24 protein-coding genes and 1 pseudogene are annotated in these 25245 nt (G+C 58.4%); 23 read left to right on the top strand and 2 right to left on the bottom strand.

Annotated features, from left to right (window positions below):
• The coding region (locus AC3WN7_RS00005) for a glycosyltransferase family 4 protein (protein WP_102673228.1) at positions 1 to 1179 on the top strand (1179 nt) is incomplete at its 5' end.
• Between the two features lie 84 nt (positions 1180 to 1263).
• Here AC3WN7_RS00005 and AC3WN7_RS00010 read toward each other — a convergent pair.
• Positions 1264 to 1438: pseudogene (locus tag AC3WN7_RS00010) on the bottom strand (IS5/IS1182 family transposase); the annotation flags it as partial.
• Positions 1439 to 1559: 121 nt separating this feature from the next.
• On the opposite strand from AC3WN7_RS00010, the gene rfbB reads away from it, so the two are divergent.
• From rfbB to AC3WN7_RS00065, 11 genes are all read left to right on the top strand, one after another.
• Positions 1560 to 2636: a dTDP-glucose 4,6-dehydratase gene (rfbB, locus tag AC3WN7_RS00015; protein WP_102673337.1), complete on the top strand. Its 1077-nt coding sequence runs from the start codon at positions 1560 to 1562 to the stop codon at positions 2634 to 2636.
• Positions 2637 to 2726: 90 nt separating this feature from the next.
• Positions 2727 to 3602: a glucose-1-phosphate thymidylyltransferase RfbA gene (gene rfbA, locus AC3WN7_RS00020; protein ID WP_102673229.1), complete on the top strand. Its 876-nt coding sequence runs from the start codon at positions 2727 to 2729 to the stop codon at positions 3600 to 3602.
• Complete coding sequence (rfbC, locus tag AC3WN7_RS00025; protein WP_095965212.1) at positions 3602 to 4144, top strand: dTDP-4-dehydrorhamnose 3,5-epimerase; 543 nt, start codon at positions 3602 to 3604, stop codon at positions 4142 to 4144. Before rfbA ends, rfbC begins: the two co-directional genes overlap by 1 nt.
• A 2-nt stretch (positions 4145 to 4146) precedes the next feature.
• Entirely contained in the window at positions 4147 to 5037 is an 891-nt protein-coding gene (gene rfbD, locus AC3WN7_RS00030) for a dTDP-4-dehydrorhamnose reductase (RefSeq protein ID WP_102673230.1), read from the top strand.
• A 142-nt stretch (positions 5038 to 5179) separates the two neighbouring features.
• Positions 5180 to 5479, top strand: a complete 300-nt coding sequence (locus AC3WN7_RS00035) for a hypothetical protein (protein WP_102673231.1) — start codon at positions 5180 to 5182, stop codon at positions 5477 to 5479.
• A gap of 87 nt (positions 5480 to 5566) precedes the next feature.
• Complete coding sequence (locus AC3WN7_RS00040) at positions 5567 to 6673, top strand: polysaccharide biosynthesis/export family protein (protein WP_102673232.1); 1107 nt, start codon at positions 5567 to 5569, stop codon at positions 6671 to 6673.
• A gap of 14 nt (positions 6674 to 6687) precedes the next feature.
• Complete coding sequence (locus AC3WN7_RS00045; protein WP_095965209.1) at positions 6688 to 7347, top strand: YjbF family lipoprotein; 660 nt, start codon at positions 6688 to 6690, stop codon at positions 7345 to 7347.
• A gap of 38 nt (positions 7348 to 7385) precedes the next feature.
• A complete protein-coding gene (locus tag AC3WN7_RS00050) occupies positions 7386 to 8117 on the top strand; it encodes a capsule biosynthesis GfcC family protein (RefSeq protein ID WP_223517919.1) in 732 nt (243 codons plus the stop codon).
• Positions 8114 to 10207 (top strand): YjbH domain-containing protein, encoded by a 2094-nt coding sequence (locus tag AC3WN7_RS00055; RefSeq protein ID WP_102673234.1) that lies wholly within the window; start codon positions 8114 to 8116, stop codon positions 10205 to 10207. Before AC3WN7_RS00050 ends, AC3WN7_RS00055 begins: the two co-directional genes overlap by 4 nt.
• Complete coding sequence (locus tag AC3WN7_RS00060) at positions 10204 to 10587, top strand: VanZ family protein (protein WP_015095985.1); 384 nt, start codon at positions 10204 to 10206, stop codon at positions 10585 to 10587. Before AC3WN7_RS00055 ends, AC3WN7_RS00060 begins: the two co-directional genes overlap by 4 nt.
• A gap of 230 nt (positions 10588 to 10817) precedes the next feature.
• Positions 10818 to 12383 (top strand): methyl-accepting chemotaxis protein, encoded by a 1566-nt coding sequence (locus tag AC3WN7_RS00065; protein WP_102673235.1) that lies wholly within the window; start codon positions 10818 to 10820, stop codon positions 12381 to 12383.
• Between the two features lie 205 nt (positions 12384 to 12588).
• On the opposite strand, the gene AC3WN7_RS00070 is transcribed toward AC3WN7_RS00065, so the two are convergent.
• The gene (locus tag AC3WN7_RS00070) at positions 12589 to 13266 is read right to left on the bottom strand and encodes an alpha/beta family hydrolase (RefSeq protein WP_102673237.1); all 678 of its coding nucleotides are present in this window, start codon (positions 13264 to 13266) and stop codon (positions 12589 to 12591) included.
• 95 nt (positions 13267 to 13361) lie between these two features.
• Between AC3WN7_RS00070 and ccoN (AC3WN7_RS00075) the strand changes: the two genes are divergently transcribed.
• The 11 genes from ccoN (AC3WN7_RS00075) to AC3WN7_RS00125 all read left to right on the top strand — a co-directional run bounded on the left by ccoN (AC3WN7_RS00075) (position 13362) and on the right by AC3WN7_RS00125 (position 25241).
• Complete coding sequence (ccoN, locus tag AC3WN7_RS00075; RefSeq protein WP_102673238.1) at positions 13362 to 14786, top strand: cytochrome-c oxidase, cbb3-type subunit I; 1425 nt, start codon at positions 13362 to 13364, stop codon at positions 14784 to 14786.
• A 10-nt stretch (positions 14787 to 14796) separates the two neighbouring features.
• Positions 14797 to 15405, top strand: a complete 609-nt coding sequence (gene ccoO / locus AC3WN7_RS00080) for a cytochrome-c oxidase, cbb3-type subunit II (RefSeq protein WP_007987243.1) — start codon at positions 14797 to 14799, stop codon at positions 15403 to 15405.
• A gap of 3 nt (positions 15406 to 15408) precedes the next feature.
• A complete protein-coding gene (locus AC3WN7_RS00085; RefSeq protein WP_102673239.1) occupies positions 15409 to 15606 on the top strand; it encodes a cbb3-type cytochrome oxidase subunit 3 in 198 nt (65 codons plus the stop codon).
• Positions 15603 to 16559 carry a cytochrome-c oxidase, cbb3-type subunit III gene (ccoP, locus tag AC3WN7_RS00090; protein WP_102673240.1) on the top strand — a complete coding sequence of 319 codons (957 nt, stop codon included), beginning with the start codon at positions 15603 to 15605 and terminating at the stop codon, positions 16557 to 16559. The genes AC3WN7_RS00085 and ccoP (AC3WN7_RS00090) overlap by 4 nt, the downstream gene beginning before the upstream one ends.
• Positions 16560 to 17054: 495 nt before the next feature.
• A complete protein-coding gene (gene ccoN / locus AC3WN7_RS00095) occupies positions 17055 to 18497 on the top strand; it encodes a cytochrome-c oxidase, cbb3-type subunit I (RefSeq protein ID WP_008050393.1) in 1443 nt (480 codons plus the stop codon).
• Complete coding sequence (gene ccoO / locus AC3WN7_RS00100; RefSeq protein ID WP_007905434.1) at positions 18497 to 19105, top strand: cytochrome-c oxidase, cbb3-type subunit II; 609 nt, start codon at positions 18497 to 18499, stop codon at positions 19103 to 19105. The genes ccoN (AC3WN7_RS00095) and ccoO (AC3WN7_RS00100) overlap by 1 nt, the downstream gene beginning before the upstream one ends.
• Positions 19106 to 19110: 5 nt before the next feature.
• Positions 19111 to 19296: a CcoQ/FixQ family Cbb3-type cytochrome c oxidase assembly chaperone gene (locus AC3WN7_RS00105; RefSeq protein ID WP_003175465.1), complete on the top strand. Its 186-nt coding sequence runs from the start codon at positions 19111 to 19113 to the stop codon at positions 19294 to 19296.
• On the top strand, positions 19293 to 20270 hold the full coding sequence (ccoP, locus tag AC3WN7_RS00110; protein WP_015095991.1) for a cytochrome-c oxidase, cbb3-type subunit III: 978 nt from the start codon (positions 19293 to 19295) through the stop codon (positions 20268 to 20270). The genes AC3WN7_RS00105 and ccoP (AC3WN7_RS00110) overlap by 4 nt, the downstream gene beginning before the upstream one ends.
• A 397-nt stretch (positions 20271 to 20667) precedes the next feature.
• Complete coding sequence (ccoG, locus tag AC3WN7_RS00115) at positions 20668 to 22083, top strand: cytochrome c oxidase accessory protein CcoG (protein ID WP_102673241.1); 1416 nt, start codon at positions 20668 to 20670, stop codon at positions 22081 to 22083.
• Between the two features lie 11 nt (positions 22084 to 22094).
• Positions 22095 to 22634 (top strand): FixH family protein, encoded by a 540-nt coding sequence (locus tag AC3WN7_RS00120; RefSeq protein WP_095965200.1) that lies wholly within the window; start codon positions 22095 to 22097, stop codon positions 22632 to 22634.
• A 156-nt stretch (positions 22635 to 22790) separates the two neighbouring features.
• Positions 22791 to 25241 carry a heavy metal translocating P-type ATPase gene (locus AC3WN7_RS00125; RefSeq protein WP_102673242.1) on the top strand — a complete coding sequence of 817 codons (2451 nt, stop codon included), beginning with the start codon at positions 22791 to 22793 and terminating at the stop codon, positions 25239 to 25241.
• Positions 25242 to 25245: the final 4 nt, after the last annotated feature.

Raw genomic sequence — 25245 nt, forward strand, 5'->3', positions numbered from 1 at the left:
GTCTTTAACTATGGCTCTAGCATTGGCGGCGTAGAGAACCATATATATTTTATTTCTCAAGAACTCAGCGCCCTGGGCCACGACGTTATTATCTTTCAGCCATATGAGAACTTGGCTACCAACGAGCCCTCCATCAGTAAAGACGACAATGTTACGATTGTTAAAATCCCCATCAAGCCAAATTCATTGGCAAACTTCCTGAATAGATACAACGGTGCAGGCTCGCTAGGCTTTCTAACAGGCTTCTTGAACAAGGCAAAATACCTACTGCACTACAGACAAGTAGCAAATATTATTGAGTCATACAACTGCGATCTAATCCATCAACATGATTTTATATCCAATGTACTAACCACCAAGCGCTTGAACAAGCGAGGAACTCCTTGCATCTTAACAAATCACACCGGGGAGTACTTATTCTTTAAAAAATCTTTCTTTGGAAGAATAATTTTAAAACTAATACTGGTGCATTATCGTGCTGTAATCGGCCCAAGCAAAGAGCTAACTCCTTCCGAACATCACAACTCAACAACCATTTACAACGGCGCAGATTTAAGTCTTTTTAAATCTTCTTCAGAAGTTCAAAAGAAATCTATCCGCACCGCTCTGCAACTGAAGGATGAAGACTTTATCGTGTTGTGCCCTAGACGATGGGCTCCTACAAAAGGCGTGCTGTACCTGATAGAGTCAATAGTATCCAAGAACTATGACCAAAAAATTAAGTTTCTATTTGCCGGTAGCGACTATGACGGGTATGAAAAATACCGAACAAAATTGATGTCCATACTTGAAAACAGCAACCAACAGGCAAGTGTTAAATTACTAGGCAACTTATCAATACCGAAAATGGTCGAAGCTTATAGCATTGCGGATGTAGTAATTATTCCATCACTCATGGAAGCGGTTTCACTTTCGGCAATAGAAGCAATGGCTTGTGGCGCAGTGGTTATTTCAACGAACGTTGGTGGGATGCCGGAACTTATCAAGCATCAGGAGAATGGCCTACTTATACCACCAAAATCCCCTGAAGAAATACATGAAAAAATAACACTCCTGTTCCAAAGTAGAGAAATGCTTCATAGCATCCAGAAAAATGGCTTTTCAACTGTCGTTGACTTTACTTGGAAATCAATAGCATCCAAGACAGAAGCCATTTACATTGAAACAGTTCAACCGTAAAGAATAAATTTATAACTAGGCTATTGGACTAGGCTAAGCTACCCTCCCAAAAAATCACCTAGCCTTGATTACAAGCGTCAGCAGCTAATAAGGAGCTGTCTTGGCAGTGTACGAAAAGTAATGTCGTAAACACCGCATGGTGCAAGCCAGAGAGACCATTGCCCCCAAAACGTTTCGCCGGCTTGTCGTAACGGATACCTTTCTCCTTCAGCCAGCCAAACATGCGCTCGATGATATTGCGCTGCCGGCATTTTGGCTTGCGCGAATGAAAGAGACAAGTCGTGCTCGCTTTCATGAGCGATTCACGTGGGACCAGGTACTTCGTGAATGTGAAACGCTACTACTTAAATGGCACCCCGCAAAATAAATTAGAGTACCTTATGACATCTCGCATTCTTGTAACCGGCGGCGCTGGCTTCATTGGCTCTGCCGTCGTTCGGCATTTAATAGAAGATACATCTTATGAGGTCGCCAATCTCGACAAGCTTACTTACGCGGGCAATATAGAGTCGCTGACTTCGGCGGATCAATCACCACATTATCGCTTCTATCGGGTAGACATATGCGATAGCTCTGCACTCGATATTGTGTTTGCCGAGTTTCAACCGACAGCAGTAATGCATCTCGCAGCTGAATCTCATGTTGATCGCTCCATCGACGGCCCGTCTGATTTTATCCAAACCAATATAGTTGGCACCTACAGCTTGCTCGAAGCGACCCGCCGTTATTGGAGTGGCTTGTCGGTGACGGAGAAGAGCGCATTCCGCTTTCACCATATATCTACCGATGAGGTGTATGGCGACCTGGAAGGTACGGATGACCTGTTCACCGAAACAACGCCCTACTCGCCTAGTTCGCCGTATTCCGCCTCCAAGGCCAGTTCGGATCATCTGGTACGCGCTTGGCAGCGTACCTATGGGCTGCCGGTTCTGGTCACTAACTGCTCGAACAACTACGGGCCGTACCACTTCCCGGAAAAGCTGGTGCCGCATGTAATCCTTAACGCCTTGGCGGGCAAACCGTTGCCGGTGTATGGCGATGGCTCGCAGATTCGCGACTGGTTGTATGTGGAAGACCATGCTCGGGCGCTGGTCGAGGTGGTGAGCAAAGGCATAGTAGGTGAAACCTATAATATTGGTGGGCATAACGAGAAGCGCAACCTGGAGGTGGTCGAGGCCATTTGCGAGTTGCTGGATGAATTGGTGCCGCTAAGTGCGGATCGCGAGCAAGCTCGCTCCTACAAGGAGTTGATCACTTTCGTGAAGGATCGGCCGGGACATGATCGGCGCTATGCCATTGATGCGTCGAAAATCGAACGTGAACTGGGCTGGGTGCCTCAGGAAACATTTGAGACCGGTCTGCGCAAGACCGTGCAGTGGTATCTGGATAATCGCCAGTGGTGGCAACGCGTGTTGAGTGGGGACTATCAGTTGGGCCGTTTGGGTAGTGATCTTTAGCTCAACATTTACGCATCGGGGGTGGCGTTCCTGCGGAGCGGTGCGCCCCTGGATTCAGATTTAATTCAGATTTTTCAAAGGACAATTCATATGAAAGGCATCATCCTGGCCGGTGGCTCCGGTACCCGCCTGCATCCCATCACCCGTGGCGTATCCAAGCAACTGCTGCCGGTTTACGACAAACCGATGATCTATTACCCATTGTCGGTGCTGATGCTCGCGGGCATCCGCGAAGTGCTGATTATCTCTACTCCTGAAGATTTGCCTAACTTTCGCAAGTTGCTGGGTGATGGTTCGGAGTTTGGTATTGAACTCAGCTATGCCGAGCAGCCTTCGCCAGACGGGTTGGCCCAAGCCTTTTTGATCGGTGAAGCCTTTATTGGTGACAGCAACGTATGCTTGATCCTCGGCGACAACATCTTTTATGGCCACGGTTTCAGCGCGATGCTCCAAGAGGCGGCCAGTCGTGGAACCGGTGCGACCGTGTTCGGCTATCACGTCAATGACCCGGAGCGTTTCGGGGTCGTGGAGTTTGATGCGGGTAATAAGGCGATTTCCATCGAGGAGAAGCCCAAGACGCCGAAATCCAACTATGCAGTCACCGGCTTGTATTTTTACGACAACTCGGTGGTGGAAATTGCCAAGCAGGTAAAGCCCTCTGTTCGTGGCGAACTGGAAATCACCGATGTAAACAATGCTTACCTGCAGCGTGGTGATTTGCATGTGAGTTTGTTAGGGCGTGGTTTTGCGTGGCTGGATACAGGCACCCATGACTCACTAATGGAAGCCAGTCACTTCGTTCACACCGTTGAGGCGCGACAGGGCTTGAAAGTCGCCTGTCTGGAAGAGATTGCCTATCATCAGGGCTGGCTGCCAGCCGAACAGTTGGCTAGCCAAGCCGAGGCGCTGAGCAAGACCGGATACGGAAAATATCTGCAGGGCCTGCTGGTGCAGGAGCTTGCGTAGTGAAGGTCATTGAAACAGCGTTGGCGGGCGTCTTGATCATCGAGCCGAAGGTGTTTGGCGATCAGCGCGGCTTCTTTCTCGAAAGCTTTCAAACCGAGCGTTATCACGAGTTGGGTATTGAGTTGCCCTTCGTACAGGATAATCACTCACGCTCGCAGCGCGGTGTGCTGCGCGGTTTACACTTTCAGCGTACCCGCCCGCAAGGCAAGTTGGTCAGCGTCAGTCGTGGCTCAGTCTATGACGTGGCGGTGGATATCAACCCCGACTCACCGACCTGTGGTCAGTTCGTTGGCGTCGAGTTGAACGATGAAAATCATCGTCAGCTCTGGATACCACCGGGCTACGCTCATGGTTTCTGCGTGCTCAGCGAGGTTGCGGATTTTCAGTACAAGTGCACCGACCTGTACTATCCCGAAGACGAGGGCGGGCTCATCTGGAATGACCCTGAAGTCAATATTCCCTGGCCTATCGAAAACCCGAATCTTTCAGGCAAGGATCAGTGCAACCCCACACTGCGCCAACTGCTGGGCAATGAGGATTGAGCATGCGCGTATTGATTACGGGTGCCCATGGTCAGCTTGGCCACGAACTGATGCGCTTGGCCCCACAAGGTTTTGAAACCGTTGGAATGGGATCGGCAGAACTTGATATCAGCGATGCCGAGCGGGTGGCCGTGTTGGTTGCCGAGCTACAGCCACAGCTGATCATCAATGCTGCAGCCTACACAGCAGTAGACAAGGCCGAGAGCGAAATGGAGCGCGCCTGGGCGGTTAACCGCGATGGTGTCGCCCAACTCGCAGTTGCCGCCGAACGACTGAGTATCCCACTGCTGCATATATCCACCGATTATGTGTTTGCCGGTGATGCCCGCGAACCTTATCGGGAGTGCGATCCTACAGGTCCTACCGGGATATACGGAGCAAGCAAGCTGGGGGGGGAGTTGGAGCTGGCTGCAAAATGCAGTCGCTACATGATCCTGCGTACCAGCTGGGTGTTCGCAGCCCAAGGCAGTAACTTCGTCAAGACCATGCTGCGACTGGGTCGTGAGCGGGATCAGTTGGGCGTCGTGGCCGATCAGCAGGGTTGCCCGACTTCAGCTGCGAGCATCGCCCGCGCTTTGTGGACACTGACAATGCAGTACCGTGATTTGGGTTCGCTACACTGGGGCACCTATCACTTCAGCGGTACCCCGGCCTGTACCTGGCATGAATTTGCCCTGGAGATTTTCCGCCAAGGGCATCAGCATGGATTAATAACCAAAATGCCGCAGGTACGGGGCATCGATTCGGCTGAGTATCCTACGCCGGCGAAGCGGCCAGTTTGGTCTGTAATGGATTGCTCGAAATTGCGGGAACAGCTAGGTATTTCGCAACCGGACTGGCGCCTGGAGCTTTCCGATGTCATATCTGAATTGGCGCAATCGGAAGTCGCTTGAGAAACATGCTTCACTCATGTAACTGCATAAATAAAGCGGAAAAAAGCCTTCATTTAAACAGCTCTAACTTGCATTTCAGACACCTACTGAAATACCCTTAACCCAATAACCCCAAAGGATTATCCTTTCAAGGAGCATGAACATGAAAAAACTACTGGCAATCGCCCTCGCTACCTCCATCAGCCTGCCATTGATGGCTGCTGAAACCGCCCCAGCAAAAGCCCCTGGCACCGCTGCTAAAACCCCTGCTGCAAACTCCGGCCTGTCCCTGTCCACTCCAATCGCTGGCGGTGTAACCGTCGGCACTGGTCTGGCAATCGGCGCTGGCGTAATCGCTGCTGGCGTCGCTGCTTCCAACAGCGGTGGCGGCGGCGGTAACGACGGTACCCCAGGTACTACCGGCACCACTGGTACTACCGGCACTACTGGTACCACTCGGTAACAGACCCCCGCTTAAAGTTCGATACGCTAACCTCCCAGCCCTGCTGGGAGGTTTTGTTTTGCCTATTCTCTTCGAGCAATTTCTACAATGAATCGCGCGCTTCCCCTGGCCATGCTGGTTGGCCTGACCCTGCAAGGCTGCATTTTCTCCCCTGGTCAGCACATGGACACGGGCAATCTGGTACGTGAAGGTTCACCGGAAAGCAGCCGCATTGAGCTGGTACCGATTACACCGAAGCTGGTCGCTATTGAAGCGGCGGCAGACCATTCGAACGTGGTAGCCCCGGAGCTGCTGCGCTATCAACCGACCGAGTACCGGATTGGTGCTGGCGACCTGATCTACATCACCGTTTGGGATCACCCCGAGCTGACCGCTCCGTCCGGTCCACAGCAGCAAATTGAAGCAAACGGACGCCTGATTCGCCCTGATGGCACGCTCTTCTATCCCTATGTAGGTACCATCGACGCGGCTGGCAAAACCATTGACGAACTGCGTTCGATCATTGCCTCGCGACTGTCCAAGGTTGTTGCCGAACCTCAAGTGGATGTCAGCATCCTGCGCTTTGTCAGTCAGAAAGTGATTCTCTCGGGGGCCTTTGGTAAAACTGGCCAGTTGCCAATCACCAACACGCCTTTGAACCTGCTGGACGCTGTTGGCCAAGGCTCAGTACAAATCGGCGCTGCCGATATTTCAGGACTGGTGCTCAAGCGCGACGGCCGTGAATACCTGATCGATCTCGACGCGCTCAATCGCAAGAACTCGAACCTGCACAATCTCTACCTGAAAGACGGCGATCAATTGCACCTGCCCTACATCGACCAGAAAAAGGTCTATTTGTTGGGTGAAGTCACTGCAGCTCGTCCGCTTGTTTTCAAGGGCAGCAACATGAATCTCACCGATGCCCTTGGCAGTGTTGGCGGCCTGCGTCAGGAAACCTCCAGCGGCAAGGAAGTTTATGTAATCCGTGGAGTTGAGAATCTGGCAGACGAACCCGTCAAGGTGTTCCAGATCGACTTGAAGTCGCCGTCTGCGTTTGCCCTTGCCCAGCAGTTCAAGCTGAAGCCGCAAGATGTGGTTTATGTCGGCCCGGCCGATGTCACCCGCTGGAACCGCTTTATCAGCCAGGTCTTCCCAACAGCCAACCTGCTGCGTACGGGTGTTGCTATTCAAGATGACATGGGCGACGAAAACTAAGATTTGGAATTCTTGTGAAATTTCTGCGACTGGCCACCCTGGGGGTGGCCTCCTTGCTGGTGAGCGCCTGCAATCCGTTGATGACCGCTTCCATGGACACGCTGAAGGCCGCGTTCGAAGGGCCTGAGCCCTTGGAGCTGACCCGCCAGCAAGTTGATGCAACGCCTTACTACCAGATCACCATCGCGGCCCCTACGGGTGAAGCCGTGATGGCACTGGTGCGTCTGCAGGATGGCGTCGGCTTCTGGATGGCTTCGACCCGCCAGATCCTGATGCTTGAAGACGGCCTGGCCATTCGCAGTGTCGGCTTCAACGACAATCTGGATGGCACCCGTTTTGAAGGCATGTCCCCGTTCAAGACCGGACTGCACCGCATCCCCGATGGCTTGCAAACCCGACGTCAGGTGGACTTTACCGACGGCTATCGAATGGGTGTCAGCGTGACCAGCGTTTTCAACAGGAAGGGCCTGGAGACCGTGCACATCCTCGACCGCGACGTCGAGTTATTGCGCGTGGACGAAGAGATCTCAATGGACGGCCTGGGCTTCACCGCGCAGAACCGATATTGGGTCGATCCGGCCGACGGTTTCATCATGGCCAGCGAGCAACACCTCACCCCCGAATTGCCCCTACGCATTGTTCAAGTGCGCCCGAATAAGCCGGTAGTGCAATGATTTTTCGCTCTTCCTGGCTGCTTTGCTGCAGCCTGTTCATGACTTTTGCCGTAAATGCCGACTCGCTGGTCACGCTGCAAGGCGATGCCGCCAAGCCCGGGCGTTACTCGATTGTGGACGGCACGCGCCTGCATGACGTGCTGCTGGAGGCTCAGGTAAGCCCCAAGGCTTATCTGCTCGGCGCAGCCTGGTTGCATACCCCTCTGCGTGATGCGCAAGAGCGTCTGAAGGTGGGTGTTCTTTTCGATCTGTCGACCTTGCACAGTAATGCATTGGTGGACAATCAGGCTGGGTTGGCAACACTTGCCGCGCGCCTGCGCGACAAGGTGCAGGCCATGCCGGTGACCGGGCGCAAGGTCGCCCAACTTGACCCGGTGCAGGTTGAATTGGACCGCATCAATAACCGCGTTCTGAGTGATGGCGATGTGCTGCTTTACCCGCCTCGCCCAACCACGGTGCGGGTCGAAGGCGCGGTGCTGGGTGAGTGCGAATTGCCGTTCCAGCCGTTGCAAGCAGCGATTGAATATCTCAAGGCTTGCCCGCTCGATCCAAACGCTGACGCAGACTGGCTGTTCGTGATTCAGCCTGACGGCCGAGTATTCAAAGACGGCGTGGCGCTGTGGAACGAAACCACATCCGTACCGCCTGCCCCGGGCGCACGCATTTATGTGCCGGTGCACAACAGCAAACAAGGCGTTCCCACGCCTGATCTGAATACCGAACTGGCTGCCTTCATTGCCACCCAGCCATTGCTGGAGGTGAAGCCATGAAGTATCACTTGATCCCTTGCTTGCTGCTGGGTTGCAGCACGTGGGCGGTGGCAGAGCCGCGTTATACCCAGAATGACTTTGGTGGCGTAGGGCTGCTGCAAACGCCTACTGCGCGTATGGCGCCAGCGGGTGAGTTGTCTTTGAACGCTAACCGTACCGACCCTTACAGTCGTTACAGCGTGTCGTTTCAGCCATTTGATTGGTTGGAGGGGTCGTTTCGGTACACCGCTATCTCTAACCGCGATTACGGTTCAGAAGAATTGAGTGGCGACCAGAGCTATAAGGACAAGGCAATCGACGCCAAAGTGCGCCTGCTCGAAGAAACCCATTGGATGCCCGAAGTTGCGCTGGGTGCGCGTGACATTGGTGGTACTGGCTTGTTCTCCAGCGAATATTTTGTCGGCAACAAACGCTTTGGCGATTTTGACCTGAGCCTGGGCCTGGCATGGGGTTACATCGGCAATCGTGGTGACATGGACAATCCGTTGGGTTGGCTCGACGACAAGTTCGATGAACGCCCCACTACCAACAATAGTCAGGCGGGTGACTTCAACGGCAACCAGTACTTCCGCGGTTCACCCTCCTTCTTCGGCGGCGTGAACTACCAAACACCTTGGGACCCTCTGTCTCTGAAGCTCGAATACGAAGGCAACGACTACCAGCACGAGCCGCAGAACAACAACCAGGTCCAGGACTCGCCAATCAACCTCGGCTTAGTCTTCAAAGCCAACGACTGGATCGATCTGCACGCTGCCTGGGAACGCGGCAACACCGCGATGTTCGGCATCACCATGCACACCAACTTCGCCACCCGCAAGGCGCCGACCAAGAGCTTCGACCCCAAGCCTGAACCTGTGTCCGACACCAAACCCATGGTTGCGCCGCAGGATGTGCAGTGGGCCGGTGTCGCCAAGCGCCTGAAAAACAACGCGGGCTACACGGTTTCGCGCATTACCCAGCGGGATTCCGAAGTCATTGTTTATGGCGAGCAAGGCCGCTATTTCCATACGCCGAAAGCCGTCGGCCGCGCTTCGCGCATTCTGGACAACAGCGTCAACGACGAAATCGACTGGTTCACCATGGTCGACACGCGCTACAGCTTGCCGGTCGAGGAAGTCAGCTTGCCGCGGGATACCTTCCGCGAAGTGGTGCAAGAGGATCGTCCGCTGGAAGACCTGCGTCGGGTCACCGAGATGAACGTCCCGGTACCGCATCACGAAAAGACCCTGTTCGAGCAAAAGCCTGACCCGCTCAGCTATGGCTTGGGCCTGGGCTACAAGCAAAACGTCGGCGGCCCCGACGGGTTCCTGTTGTACCAGTTCAGTGCGGACTTGAACGGCGAGTATCGCTTCAAGCCTGACCTGTGGTGGAGCGGTACCCTGAGCGCGAACCTGGCGAACAACTTCGACAAGTTCAAGTACGACGCACCTAGCGGCTTGCCGCGTGTACGTACCGACCTGCGCCAGTACATGACGACGTCGGAAGTCACCATGCCGACCTTCCAGATGAACAAGGTCAAACAGCTGGATGAGGACCTTTACGGCATGCTGTATGGCGGTTATCTGGAGTCGATGTTCGCCGGTGTCGGTGGCGAAGCGCTGTATCGTCCGATGGGCGAACGCTGGGCCGTGGGCGTGGACATGAACTGGGTCAAGCAGCGTGATTTCGATCAGGGCTTTGGTCTGCGTGACTACGACACCATCACCGGCAATGCCACGCTTTACTATCGCAGTGCCTTCCAGGACATTCTCGGTGCGGTCAGCGTTGGGCGTTATCTGGCCAAGGACTACGGGGTTACCCTGGACTTGTCCCGTGAATTCAACAATGGCGTGCGTTTCGGTGGCTGGGTGACGGTGACCAACGCGACCAAGGAAGAGTACGGCGAAGGTAGTTTCGGCAAAGGTATCTACTTCTCGATTCCGTTCGACGAATTGATGGCCAGCTCCACCACCCGCCGTGCCACCCTGGCGTGGACGCCGCTGACCCGTGACGGTGGTGCCGCACTGGCGCGCAGCTACTCGCTGTATTCCCTGACGGAGCGTCGCAACATCGACCTGTTCCACAACAACTTCTACAAGGTCACCGAATGAAGCAGCGAATCCTGCGTGCCCTGCCCAAGCTCGCGTTTTTCGTGATCTTGCTGGTGCTGGTTTTCGCCGGAATGCGCGGTGAGCCGGTGCCTCAGGTGTTCGAGAACCAGGACAAGCTGCATCACTGGGCAGGTTTTGCCTGCCTGACGGTGAGTGCCTGGCTGGCGTTCCCCGGCACGCGATTGATCTGGTTGTTGTTCTGGCCGTTGGTGGGTTCGATGGTGATTGAGCTGGAGCAGAGCTTAATGCCGCTGCGCAGTGCGTCATGGGGCGATATGGTGGCCAATGCCACCGGCGTGACGTGCGGCATGCTGGTGATTCTGGCGTGGCGCGGGTATCGGTATACGAAGCTCAAAAAGGCGTCGGCGCTGGCGTCGTAAAGCGCCAGCCGACCCGACCTACTGTAGGAGCGGGCTTGCTCCGGGCGGCGCTACGACGGTGTTCGTTCAGTTGACTCGATGTAGTCTGACACTACGCCTTCGCGAGCAAGCCCGCTCCCACAGGGGGTTTTGTGTATATCCCTTGGCGCGACATCGGCTGTTGAAAAATAAACTCAACAAATCCCCTCCCCCGCCGACACCCTGTCAAAGCCTCACGGATTGAAAACGCCATGCGTAACAACCAGCCTATTACACAACGCGAACGGACCTTTCCTGCTCAGCAACGGTTGATTTCCACCACCGATGCCAAGGGCATGATCACCTACTGCAACGACGCCTTTGTCGAAATCAGCGGGTTCTCCCGGGAGGAGCTGATCCGTGCACCGCACAACCTGGTTCGTCACCCCGACGTCCCGGCCGCGGTGTTCGCCCACATGTGGGGCACGCTGAAACAAGGCTTGCCATGGATGGGCATTGTGAAGAATCGCTGCAAGAGCGGTGATCACTACTGGGTGAACGCCTATGTGACACCAATCTTCGAAGGCAATCAGGTGACCGGTTTCGAGTCGGTGCGGGTCAAGCCCACCGCCGAACAGATCCGCCGTGCCGAAGCGCTCTACCAACGCATCAACCAGGGCAAGTCAGCCATTCCCTCTTCGGATAAATGGTTGCCGATCCTGCAGGACTGGCTGCCGTTCATCCTGGTCAGCCAGTTGAGCTTCATGATCGGTGCATCGCTGAACTCCCATTGGGGTTTTGCCCTGGCCGCCGGTCTCTCGGTGCCGCTGGGCCTGATGGGCCTGCAGTGGCAACAGCGCGGTCTCAAGCGTTTGCTGCGCCTGGCCGAGCAGACCACCTCCGATCCGTTGATCGCACAGATGTACACCGACAGTCGCGGCGCCCAGGCGCGGCTGGAGATGTCCATCCTCAGCCAGGAAGCACGCTTGAAAACCTGTCTGACGCGACTGCAGGATACGGCCGAGCACTTGACCGATCAGGCCAGGCAGTCCGATGCCCTGGCGCACAACAGCTCCAGTGGCCTGGAACGTCAACGGGTCGAGACCGAGCAAGTGGCCACGGCGGTCAACCAGATGGCCGCGACCACCCAGGAAGTCGCCAGCCACGTGCAACGCACCGCCGATGCCACCCAGGAAGCCAATCGGCTGACCGGTCGCGGTCGTGACATCGCCGGGGAAACCCGCGAAGCCATCCAGCGCCTGTCGGTGGTGGTGGGTGAAACCGGCGTCACCGTGACCCAACTGGCCAAGGACAGCAACGAAATCGGTGGCGTGGTCGACGTGATCAAAGGCATCGCCGACCAGACCAACCTGCTGGCCCTGAACGCCGCCATCGAAGCGGCCCGTGCCGGTGAGATGGGTCGTGGTTTTGCGGTGGTGGCCGACGAAGTCCGTCAGCTGGCGCAACGCACCAGCGAGTCCACCGGGCAGATTCATGCGCTGATCGCCAAGCTCCAGCAAACCGCCGGTACTGCGGTGCAAACCATGGAAGCCGGGCATCGTCAGGCCGAAGAAGGCGTAGCGCGGGTGCTGGAAGCGGACCAGGCACTGGTGGGGATCAGCGAGGCGGTGGCCAACATCACCGACATGACCACCCAGATCGCCGCCGCGACCGAAGAGCAAAGTGCCGTGGCCGAAGAAATCAGCCGCAACATCAGCAACATCTCGGCGCTGGCGGACCAGACCTCGGAACAGGCACAGAACTCGGCGTTGTTGAGTGAAGAGCTGACCAAAACCGCGAATACCCAGTATTCGTTGGTGGAGCGGTTTAACCGCTGATTGTTGTTGATTCATAAAAAACCCGGACAGTGGAAGCTTCCGGGTTTTTTTATTATCAATTTAAGTTTACTGCTGTATGGCAGACCGCTTTCGCGAGCAAGCCCGCTCCCACAGGGTTTTGCATTGATCACACGATCAAGCCACACCACAGATCACTGTGGGAGCGGGCTTGCCCGCGAAGAGGCCATTTGCAACACCACACCTTTCACTGAAGGAATGAAGCCACCCTCTCAGCCGCAGCCGCCAAATGCTGCTCATGGCTAAAGCCCGAAGCTTTCAGCGGCTTCAAGTCATGATCCCCCGCCACCAGCCAGAACACCTCGATAACCGGCGATAGCGCATAACCCTCAACCGCCTCGCGATTGCCCAGCGCATCCCGCTCGCCCTGCACAATCAGGGTTCGGGTTTTCAAAGAAGCCAAATGCTCGACCCGTGGCTTCTCCGGCTTGCCCACCGCATAAAACGGATACCCCAGGCACACCAGCGCATCCGCCCCCAACTCATCGGCCAGCAAACTGGCCATGCGCCCGCCCATGGACTTGCCGCCGATGGCCAGCGGCCCAGTGACATGGCGTCGCACCTGGGCATACACCTCACGCCAGCATTCGAGCAGTTTCGGCGCCGGATTCGGTGGGCGCTTGCCACCGTCGAGGCGCCGCTGCGCCATGTACGGAAACTCGAAGCGCAACACGTTGACGCCTTGTGCGGCGAGGCGTGCAGCCATGTCGCTCATCCAGCCGCTGTCCATCGGTGCGCCGGCGCCGTGGGCAAGGATCAGCGTCGCCGCCGCCTTGCCGGCAGCGGCATTCCACAACCATCCATGATCCCGCACACACTGCGCCCATTGATCCCCGTCAATACCGGCCTTGTGCCCTTTGTCCATGCTTGCCTCGCTTTCAGTCTGCCTATAACTCCGGCCGAAGGGTGTGCTGCCTTGCGCGAGTGCGCTCACTTCGGCTGAACCGTGGATGGGGAACCATGAACACTTCTATCAGTACCGCCTACAACTACAAGGTGGTCCGCCAATTCGCCATTATGACGGTGGTGTGGGGCATCGTCGGCATGGGGCTCGGGGTTTTTCTCGCGGCCCAGTTGGTCTGGCCCGAACTCAACTTCAATTTGCCGTGGACCAGCTTCGGCCGCCTGCGCCCGCTACACACCAACGCAGTGATCTTCGCCTTCGGCGGCTGCGCCCTGTTCGCCAGCTCGTTCTATTCGGTGCAACGCACCTGCCAGACGCCATTGTTTGCGCCGAAAATCGCCGCGTTCTGCTTCTGGGGCTGGCAACTGGTGATTCTGCTCGCGGCCATCAGCCTGCCGCTGGGCTACACCAGCTCCAAGGAATACGCCGAGCTGGAATGGCCGATCGACATTCTGATCACCATTGTCTGGGTCGCCTACGCCGTCGTGTTCTTCGGCACGATCATGCAGCGCAAGACCAAACACATCTATGTCGGTAACTGGTTCTTCGGTGCGTTCATCATTACCGTGGCGATCCTGCACATCGTCAACAACCTGGAATTGCCGGTCAGCTTCACCAAGTCCTACTCGCTGTACGCCGGTGCCACCGACGCGATGGTGCAATGGTGGTACGGGCACAACGCCGTGGGCTTTTTCCTCACCGCCGGTTTCCTCGGGATGATGTACTACTTCGTGCCGAAACAGGCCGAGCGCCCGGTATATTCCTATCGCCTGTCGATCGTGCACTTCTGGGCGCTGATCACCCTGTACATCTGGGCCGGCCCGCACCACTTGCACTACACCGCGTTGCCCGACTGGGCGCAGTCGCTGGGCATGGTGATGTCGCTGATCCTGCTGGCACCGAGCTGGGGCGGGATGATCAACGGGATGATGACCCTGTCGGGCGCCTGGCATAAGTTGCGCAGCGACCCGATCCTGCGCTTCCTCGTGGTGTCCCTGGCGTTCTACGGCATGTCGACCTTCGAAGGTCCGATGATGGCGATCAAGACAGTCAACGCCCTTTCCCACTACACCGACTGGACCATCGGCCACGTCCACGCCGGCGCGCTCGGCTGGGTGGCGATGATTTCCATCGGCGCGCTGTACCACATGATCCCGAAAGTCTTCGGACGCGAGCAGATGCACAGCATCGGCCTGATCAACGCGCACTTCTGGCTCGCCACCATCGGCACCGTTTTGTACATCGCCTCGATGTGGGTCAACGGTATCGCCCAGGGCCTGATGTGGCGTGCGGTGAACGAGGACGGCACGTTGACTTACTCCTTCGTCGAGACCCTGGTGGCCAGCCACCCTGGCTTCGTCGTGCGGCTGGTGGGTGGCGCGATCTTCCTCACGGGCATGTTGCTGATGGCCTACAACACCTGGCGCACCGTGCGGGCCTCGCAGCCTGCCGCCGTCGCCGCTGCCGCGCAGATGGCCTGAGGAGTCCGCCATGAAACACGAAACTATCGAGAAAAACGTCGGCCTGTTGCTGCTGCTGATGATCCTGGCCGTGAGCATCGGCGGCCTGACCCAGATCGTCCCGCTGTTCTTCCAGGACGTGACCAATAAACCGGTGGAAGGCATGAAGCCCTACACCGCGTTGCAACTGGAAGGTCGCGACCTCTACATCCGCGAAGGCTGTGTCGGTTGCCACTCGCAGATGATCCGTCCGTTCCGTGCCGAAACCGAACGCTACGGCCACTACTCGGTGGCCGGCGAAAGCGTCTGGGATCACCCGTTCCTGTGGGGCTCGAAACGCACCGGGCCGGACCTGGCGCGGGTCGGCGCGCGTTACTCGGATGACTGGCACCGCGCGCACTTGTACAACCCGCGCAACGTCGTGCCGGAGTCGAAGATGCCGGCCTACCCGTGGCTGGTGGCCAATCAGCTCGACAGCAGCCACACCGAAACCAAGCTGCGCGCCATGCGCACCCTGGGCGTGCCATACACCGACGAGGACATCACCGGTGCCGTCGCTTCGCTCAAGGGCAAGAGCGAGATGGATGCGCTGGTCGCCTACCTGCAAGTGCTCGGCACTGCGATCAAGAGCAAGAGGTGAGCCATGGTTGTTGAGATGAGCACTGGAATGATCCGCGGCCTGGGCACCGTCGTTGTCTTCATCGCCTTCGTCGGCCTGACCCTGTGGGTGTTCAACGGCAAGCGCAATCCGGAATTCGCCGAAGCGCGCCTGCTGCCGTTCGCCGACGAGCCACAACCCGACCTCACCGAAGATTCAGCAACAAGGAGTACCCGGCCATGACCACCTTCTGGAGTACGTGGATCTGCGTACTGACCATCGGCAGCCTGATCGGCCTGACCTGGCTGCTGATCGGCACCCGCAAGGGCGAGACCAAGGGCAGCGTCGACCAGACCATGGGCCATAGCTTCGATGGCATCGAGGAGTACGACAACCCGCTACCGCAATGGTGGTTCATGCTGTTCGCCGGCACGCTGGTGTTCGCCGTCGGCTACCTGATCCTTTATCCGGGCCTGGGCAACTGGAAAGGCGTCCTCCCCGGCTATGAAAACGGCTGGACCGGGGCCCACGAGTGGGAAAAGGAAATGGCCAGGGCTGACGCGAAGTTCGGACCGATCTTCGCTAAATTCGCGGCCATGCCACTGGAAGAAGTCGCCAAAGACCCGCAAGCGCTGAAAATGGGTGGCCGCCTGTTTGCTTCCAACTGCTCGGTGTGCCACGGCTCGGACGCCAAGGGTGCATTCGGTTTCCCCAACCTGAGCGACAGCGACTGGCGCTGGGGTGCCAGCGCAGAAACCATCAAGACCACCATCATGGGTGGCCGGATGGCGATGATGCCGGCCTGGGGCGAAGTCCTGGGGGAAGAAGGTGTGAAAAACGTCGCCGCTTATGTGCGCCATGATCTGGCCGGCCTGCCGTTGCCGGAAGGCAGCAAGGCGGACCTGCAAGCCGGACAGCAAGCCTTCAGCACCACCTGCGTCGCTTGCCATGGAGCAAATGGCCAGGGCACCGAAGCCATGGGCGCGCCGAACCTGACGCACCCGGCCGGCTTCATTTACGGCACCAGCCTGACGCAGCTTGAACAGACGATTCGTCATGGCCGCCAGGGCCATATGCCGGCGCAGAACGAACTGCTCGGCAACGATAAGGTGCAACTGCTCGCGGCTTACGTGTACAGCCTTTCCAGAGGTGATGAGCAGTTGAGCGGCAAGCTTCAAGCTACAAGCGGCAAGTAAAGGCAAAAACAAAAGCTGCAAGCGACGAGTTTTCAACTTGTAGCTTGCAGCTTACAACTTTCAGCTGCTTCCTTTTGTCACACCCCCTCTCTGACTCTTCCTTTCGGTTCCCCGGATTCAGGTCTAAGCTTCCCCCGATGCGGACTGGCCGGTGCCGGTTCCAGGTCGACCCTGAACGATGTGTTCGACGAATCTGCCCGATGACAGGCCGCAAAGGCTGGTAGATACCGGCTGTCGCGCCAGTTGCCTTCGGTCAGCCAAACGTTGCGTTTGAACACACCCCGTTACATCCGACCTGACCCCCTTGCCTGATCATTCCGCCGGGACGTTTTGCCCGCGGGCAATTTTGTCCCTACGCGGCGCATGGAAAGGCCGCAGAATCAGCATTTGAAAGCATTGACCCAGGTCATGGCGCGTTGCAATGACCCCCTGCTTTCTCCATACTTGCGGCCGATTTTTAATCCTAATAAAACACCCAAACCGTGGAACCTTAGAATGAGCACAGCAATCAGTCCGACTGCTTATAACTATAAGGTAGTCCGCCAGTTCGCCATCATGACGGTGGTCTGGGGGATCCTTGGCATGGGGCTCGGTGTCTTCATCGCCTCGCAACTGGTCTGGCCGGAGTTGAACTTCGGTCTGGCATGGACGAGCTTTGGACGCCTGCGCCCGCTGCACACCAACCTGGTGATTTTCGCCTTCGGTGGATGTGCACTGTTTGCCACTTCCTATTACGTCGTGCAGCGAACCTGCCAAACGCGACTGATTTCCGACAGCCTCGCCGCCTTCACCTTCTGGGGATGGCAAGCGGTGATCGTCGGCGCGATCATTACCTTGCCGATGGGTTTCACCACCACCAAGGAATACGCGGAACTGGAATGGCCCCTGGCTATTCTGCTGGCCATTGTCTGGGTCACCTACGGTCTGGTGTTCTTTGGCACCATCGTCAAGCGCAAGACCAAGCACATCTATGTGGGTAACTGGTTCTACGGCGCCTTCATCGTCGTGACCGCGATGCTGCACATCGTCAACCACATGTCGCTGCCGGTCAGCCTGTTCAAGTCCTACTCGGCCTACTCGGGTGCGACGGACGCAATGATCCAGTGGTGGTACGGCCACAACGCCGTGGGCTTCTTCCTGACCACCGGCTTCCTGGGCATGATGTACTACTTCGTGCCGAAACAGGCCGAGCGTCCGATCTACTCCTATCGCCTGTCGATCGTGCACTTCTGGGCGCTGATCACCCTGTACATCTGGGCCGGCCCCCACCACCTGCACTACACCGCACTGCCGGACTGGGCGCAGTCGCTGGGCATGGCGATGTCGATCATCCTGCTGGCACCGAGCTGGGGCGGCATGATCAACGGCATGATGACCCTGTCGGGCGCCTGGCATAAGCTGCGCACCGACCCGATCCTGCGTTTCCTCGTGGTGTCGCTGGCGTTCTACGGCATGTCGACCTTCGAAGGCCCGATGATGGCCATCAAGACCGTCAACTCGCTGTCGCACTACACCGACTGGACCATCGGCCACGTACACGCCGGCGCTCTGGGCTGGGTAGCGATGATCTCGATCGGCGCCATCTACCACATGATTCCGAAACTGTTCGGTCGTGCGCAGATGCACAGCACCGGCCTGATCAACACGCACTTCTGGCTCGCGACCATCGGTACCGTGCTCTACATCGCTTCGATGTGGGTCAACGGCATCACCCAGGGCCTGATGTGGCGTGCAATCAACGACGACGGCACCCTCACCTACTCGTTCGTCGAAGCGCTGCAAGCCAGCCACCCGGGTTTCATCGTTCGCGCCCTGGGCGGTGCGTTCTTCGCCACCGGCATGCTGTTCATGGCCTACAACGTATTCCGTACCGTACGCGCCTCGAACCCGGCTGAAGCCAAAGCCGCCGAACAGATTGCCGTAGTTGGAGCTCACTGATGAAGCATGAAGCAGTCGAGAAGAACATTGGCCTGCTGGCCTTCTTCATGGTCATCGCCGTCAGCGTCGGCGGCCTGACCCAGATCGTTCCGCTGTTTTTCCAGGACGTCACCAACAAGCCGGTCGAGGGCATGAAGCCCCGCACCGCCCTTGAACTGGAAGGCCGGGACGTTTATATCGCCAACGGTTGTGTCGGCTGCCACTCGCAGATGATCCGTCCGTTCCGTGCTGAAACCGAACGTTATGGCCACTACTCGGTCGCCGGTGAAAGCGTCTGGGACCACCCGTTCCTGTGGGGTTCCAAGCGTACCGGTCCGGACCTGGCCCGTGTCGGCGGTCGTTACTCCGATGACTGGCAGCGTGCGCACTTGTACAACCCGCGCAACGTCGTGCCCGAATCGAAAATGCCGGCCTACCCGTTCCTCGTGGAAAACAAGCTCGACGGCAAAGACACCGCCAAAAAAATGGAAGTGTTGCGCACGCTCGGCGTCCCTTACACCGACGAAGACATCGCCGGTGCCAAGGATGCCGTGAAGGGCAAAACCGAAATGGACGCGCTGGTGGCCTATCTGCAAGGCCTGGGCACCATCATCAAAAGCAAACGGTGAATTAGATGGATATCGGGATGATTCGTGGCCTGGGCACCGTTGTCGTGATGGTGGCCTTCATCGGACTGGCACTGTGGGTGTTCAGTCCCAAGCGCAAGTCGGAGTTTGAAGACGCGACCTTGCTGCCTTTCGCGGATGATCCCGAAGCCATCAAGCACGTCGAGCAAGCTTCTAGGAGTAACAAAGAATGACTACATTCTGGAGTCTGTATGTCACAGTCCTCAGTCTCGGTACGATCTTTTCCCTGACCTGGCTGCTGCTGTCGACCCGCAAGGGCCAGCGCACCGAGCAGACAGACGAGACGGTCGGGCACTCCTTCGACGGGATCGAGGAGTACGACAACCCGCTGCCGAAATGGTGGTTCATGCTGTTCGTGGGCACCATCATCTTCGCACTGGGCTACCTGGCGCTGTATCCGGGCCTGGGTAACTGGAAAGGCCTGCTGCCGGGTTACGGCTACCTCGACAACGAGAAGCAGACCCCCTTCGCCAACGGCCAGACCGGCTGGACCGGCGTCCACGAGTGGGAAAAGGAAATGGCCAAGTCGGACGCCAAGTTCGGTCCGATCTTTGCCAAGTTCGCGGCCATGCCAATCGAAGAAGTGGCCAAGGACCCGCAAGCCCTGAAGATGGGTGGCCGACTGTTCGCCTCCAACTGCTCGGTCTGCCACGGTTCCGACGCCAAGGGCGCCTATGGCTTCCCTAACCTGACCGACGCCGACTGGCGCTGGGGCGGCGAGCCGCAAACCATCAAGACCAGCATCATGGGCGGCCGTCATGCGGTGATGCCGGCGTGGGCTGAAGTGATCGGTGAGCAAGGCGTGGCCGACGTGGCCGCGTTTGTCCTGACCAACCTCGACGGCCGCAAGCTGCCGGAAGGCGCCAAGGCCGACCCGGTTGCCGGGCAGAAACTGTTCGCCGCCAACTGCGTGGCGTGCCACGGTCCGGAAGGCAAAGGTACGCCAGCGATGGGCGCACCCGACCTGACTCACCCGGCAGCGTTCATCTACGGCTCGAGCTTCGCTCAACTGCAGCAGACCATCCGTTACGGCCGCCAGGGCCAGATGCCTGCGCAAGAGCAGCTGCAAGGTAACGACAAGGTTCACCTGCTGGCCGCTTACGTCTACAGCCTGTCTCACGGTGAGAAGGCAGCGGACGCCGAGTAAGGCAAACGCTTGATGCAATAAAAAACGGCCCCGCCAATCAGAATTGGCGGGGCCTTTTTTATGGTTCTTCACGCATTCCCGGGAAACTGTAGGAGCCAGCCTGCTGGCACGCGTGCTCTCTGGTTCAACGCGGCGCCCTTGACTCCATCGCCAGCAGGCTGGCTCCTACAGGTTGTTGCGTTGAGAATTGATTCCGCCCGCACCTGAAAACCGTCCATAATTTACAAGTCAATTGATTCAAGTCATTACACCATCAATTGATTTTGCCAAACGTGACCAAAGGTCGCACCCGCAGGCTAGAGCGACAGGCGTATCATTGCGCCACTGCAACACCCCTTTTTGACCGCGGTCGGCACGTACTGACCGAGGCACTTTTCCACTGCCGTGGGATGCAATGATGAGCAACCAGATTCCGGTACACGACGTCACTCCACCTGCCAAGAACGCGAACAACAGCGTCGACCTCTACGCCGCCAGGGAAAAAATCTACACCCGCGCCTTCACCGGCCTGTTCCGTAATCTGCGGATGACCGGCGGCGCCCTGTTGTTCCTGCTGTATTTCGGTACGGTGTGGCTGGACTGGGGCGGTCATCAGGCGGTCTGGTGGAACCTGCCGGAGCGCAAGTTTTTCATTTTCGGCGCCACCTTCTGGCCCCAGGACTTCATCCTGCTGTCCGGCATGCTGATCATCGCCGCGTTCGGCCTGTTCTTCATCACGGTGTACGCCGGACGGGTCTGGTGCGGTTATACCTGTCCGCAAAGCGTGTGGACCTGGATCTTCATGTGGTGCGAAAAAGTCACCGAAGGTGATCGCAACCAGCGCATCAAGCTCGACAAGGCGCCGATGAGCGCCAACAAGTTCTTGCGCAAGTTCAGCAAGCACAGCCTGTGGCTGTTGATCGGTTTCGTCACCGGCATGACCTTCGTCGGTTACTTCTCGCCAATCCGCGAACTGGTGTTCGACTTCTTCACCGGTCAGGCCGATGGCTGGTCTTACTTCTGGGTCGGTTTCTTCACCCTCGCCACTTACGGCAACGCTGGCTGGTTGCGCGAACAGGTGTGCATCTACATGTGCCCGTACGCGCGCTTCCAGAGCGTGATGTTCGACAAGGACACCCTGATCGTTTCCTACGACCCGCGCCGCGGCGAAGGCCGTGGCCCGCGCAAGAAAGGCATCGATTACAAGGCCCAGGGCCTGGGTGACTGCATCGACTGCACCATGTGCGTCCAGGTCTGCCCGACCGGTATCGACATCCGCGACGGCCTGCAAATCGAATGCATTGGCTGCGCTGCCTGCATCGATGCCTGCGACGCCATCATGGACAAGATGGATTACCCGCGCGGGCTGATCAGCTACACCACCGAGCACAACCTGTCCGGGCAGAAAACCCATAAACTGCGTCCACGCCTGATCGGCTATGCCGTGGTACTGCTGGCGATGATCAGCTTGCTGGTGACCGCGTTTTTCATGCGTGCGCTGGTGGGTTTCGATGTCAGCAAGGACCGCGTGCTGTACCGCGAGAACGCCGAAGGCCGGATCGAAAACGTCTACAGCCTGAAAATCATGAACAAGGACCAGCGCGACCATACCTACCTGCTCGAAGCCTCCGGCCTGCCGGATCTCAAATTGCAGGGCCGGCGCGAGATCAAGGTCGCGGCCGGCGAGATCGTCAGCCAGCCTGCCGAGCTGTCGGTCGCGCCGGAAAAACTGCCGTCGAGCACCAACGAGGTGAAATTCATCCTCAAGGATGCCGATGACGACAGCGTCCACATTGAAGCCAAGAGCCGGTTCATCGGCCCACAAATTCGTTGAGAGAACTGAACATGCCCGCAGCAACTGCCGCAAGCCCCTGGTACAAGCACCTCTGGCCGTGGATCATCATCGGGATCCTGGCCTGCTCGGTTGCCCTGACCTTGTCCATGGTGACCATCGCGGTGAAGAACCCGGACAACCTGGTCAACGACAACTACTACGAGGCTGGCAAAGGCATCAACCGCTCCCTCGACCGTGAGCTGCTGGCCCTGAACCTGAAAATGCGCGCCAGTATTCATCTCGATGACGTGACCGGCGAAGTTGACCTGCGCCTGAGCGGCGACAGCCATCCGAAAACCCTGGAGCTGAACCTGATCTCGCCGACCCAGCCGGAGAAGGATCGCAAGATCACCCTGACCCGCAGCGAAACCGAACAGGGTCGCTACATTGGCCAACTGAGCGACAAGATCGAAGGCCGGCGTTTTGTCGAATTGCTTGGCACCCAGGACGAGCACATCTGGCGCATGTTCGAAGAGGAACTGGTCAACCATGACAAGGATCTGCTGCTCGGTGACGAACCGTTGCAAGGTGCCGAAGACCTGAAAAAGTAAAAGCTGCGCTCCGCGCATTCGCGAGCAAGCCCGCTCCCACAGGGATCACTGGTGTACACACATTCAGTGCACGACATTGATCAACTGTGGGAGCGGGCTTGCCCGCGAAGAGGCCCTGCTTGACAACAGAGATCCTGCGGCATTAATGAAAATCCCATGACCACCCCACTCCCCTGCTACCACTGCGCCCTGCCCGTCCCGGCCGGCAGCCGCTTCACCGCTGCGGTCCTGGGGCAAACCCGCGAGTTCTGCTGCCCGGGTTGCCAGGCCGTGGCCGAGGCCATCGTCGCCGGCGGCCTGGATAGCTATTACCAGCACCGCAGCGAAGCCTCGGCCAACCCCGAGGCGCTGCCGGTACAACTGGTCGACGAACTGGCGCTTTACGACCGCGCCGATGTGCAGCAACCCTTTGTCCGCCACGAAGGCGAAATGGCCGAAACCACGCTGCTGATGGAAGGCATCAGTTGCGCCGCCTGCGGCTGGTTGATCGAGAAACACCTGCGCACCTTGCCGGCGGTGGCCGAAGCGCGCCTGAACCTGTCCAACCACCGCCTGCACGTGCGCTGGAGCGACGCGCAATTACCCCTGAGCCGTGTCCTCAGCGAACTGCGCCACATCGGGTACGCCGCACACCCCTATCAGGCCGATCGCGCCAGCGAACAACTGGCCAGCGAAAACCGCCTGGCCCTGCGCCAGCTTGGTGTGGCCGGGTTGCTGTGGTTCCAGGCGATGATGGCAACCATGGCCACCTGGCCTGAGTTCAATATCGACCTCAGTCCCGAACTGCATACCATCCTGCGCTGGGTCGCGCTGTTCCTCACCACCCCGATCGTGTTCTACAGCTGCGCGCCGTTTTTCAAAGGCGCCATGCGCGATCTGCGCACCCGCCACCTGACCATGGACGTTTCCGTGTCGCTGGCCATCGGCAGCGCCTACGTTGCCGGGATCTGGACTTCGATCACCGGGGTGGGCGAGCTGTATTTCGATGCCGTCGGCATGTTTGCCCTGTTCTTGCTGGCCGGGCGTTATCTGGAACGGCGCGCCCGCGAGCGCACGGCCGCCGCCACCGCGCAGCTGGTGAATCTGTTGCCCGCCTCGTGCCTGCGCTTGACGCCTGAAGGCCAGAGCGAACGCATTCTGCTCAGCGAACTGCGAATCGGTGATCAGGTACTGGTTCATCCAGGCGCCATTCTCCCGGCTGACGGCAAGATCCTCGACGGCCAATCGAGTATCGACGAATCGCTGCTGACCGGCGAATACCTGCCGCACCCTCGCACCCTCGGCGATGCGGTCACCGCCGGCACCCTGAACGTCGAAGGCGCACTGACCGTCGAGGTCCAGGCCCTGGGCCAGGACACGCGTCTCTCGGCCATCGTTCGCCTGCTCGATCGTGCCCAGGCCGAAAAGCCGCGCCTGGCGGAAATCGCCGACCGCGCCGCACAATGGTTCCTGCTGTTGTCGCTGATCGCGGCTGCGGCCATTGGCCTGTTGTGGTGGGAACTGGACTCATCGCGAGCCTTCTGGATCGTGCTGGCGATGCTCGTGGCGACCTGCCCGTGCGCCTTGTCGCTGGCGACGCCGACCGCCCTCACCGCGGCCACCGGCACCTTGCACAAACTCGGCCTGCTACTGACCCGCGGTCATGTGCTGGAAGGCCTGAACCAGATCGACACGGTGATTTTCGACAAGACCGGCACCCTCACCGAAGGCCGGCTGGCGCTACGCTCGATCCGCCCCCTCGGCGCCCTCGACAGCGACCAATGCCTGGGCTTGGCCGCCGCCCTGGAAAACCGCTCAGAACACCCCATCGCCCGTGCTTTCGGTCGTGCGCCGATGGCGGCCGAAGAAGTCCACAGCACACCGGGTCTTGGCCTGGAGGGGCTGGTTGAAGGGCGGCGCCTGCGCATCGGTCAACCGGGATTCGTCTGCGAACTCAGTGGCGCCCTGGTGCCGCCGATGCCCGAAGAAGCCGGCCAATGGCTGCTGCTCGGCGACAGCGAAGGGCCGCTGGCCTGGCTCGTCCTCGATGATCGCTTGCGCGCCGATGCGCCGGCCTTGCTGGCCGCGTGCAAGGCACGGGGCTGGCGCACGCTGTTGTTGTCCGGCGACAGCTCGCCGATGGTCGCCAGCGTGGCTGCGGAATTGGGCATCGATGAAGCGCGCGGCGGCCTGCGCCCGGACGACAAACTGCAAGTCCTGCAACAACTGCACAAGGAAGGTCGCAAGGTGTTGATGCTGGGGGACGGCGTCAATGACGTGCCGGTGCTGGCAGCTGCGGATATCAGCGTCGCCATGGGCTCGGCCACTGACCTGGCGAAAACCAGTGCCGATGCGGTGCTGCTGTCCAACCGCCTCGACACGCTGGTGCAAGCCTTCAGCCTGGCGCGGCGCACCCGTCGGGTCATTATCGAGAACCTGTTGTGGGCCGGGTTGTACAATGGCCTCATGTTGCCCTTCGCTGCCCTCGGCTGGATCACTCCGGTCTGGGCGGCGGTAGGCATGTCGATCAGTTCGTTGACCGTGGTGCTGAACGCGCTGCGCCTGACTCGGATGCCGAGCGAGCGCGCCCTCGACACCCCGCCAGAAACCCGCCCGCTGCCGGCCTGAGCCG

Source organism: Pseudomonas sp. FW305-70 (genome assembly GCF_058783925.1).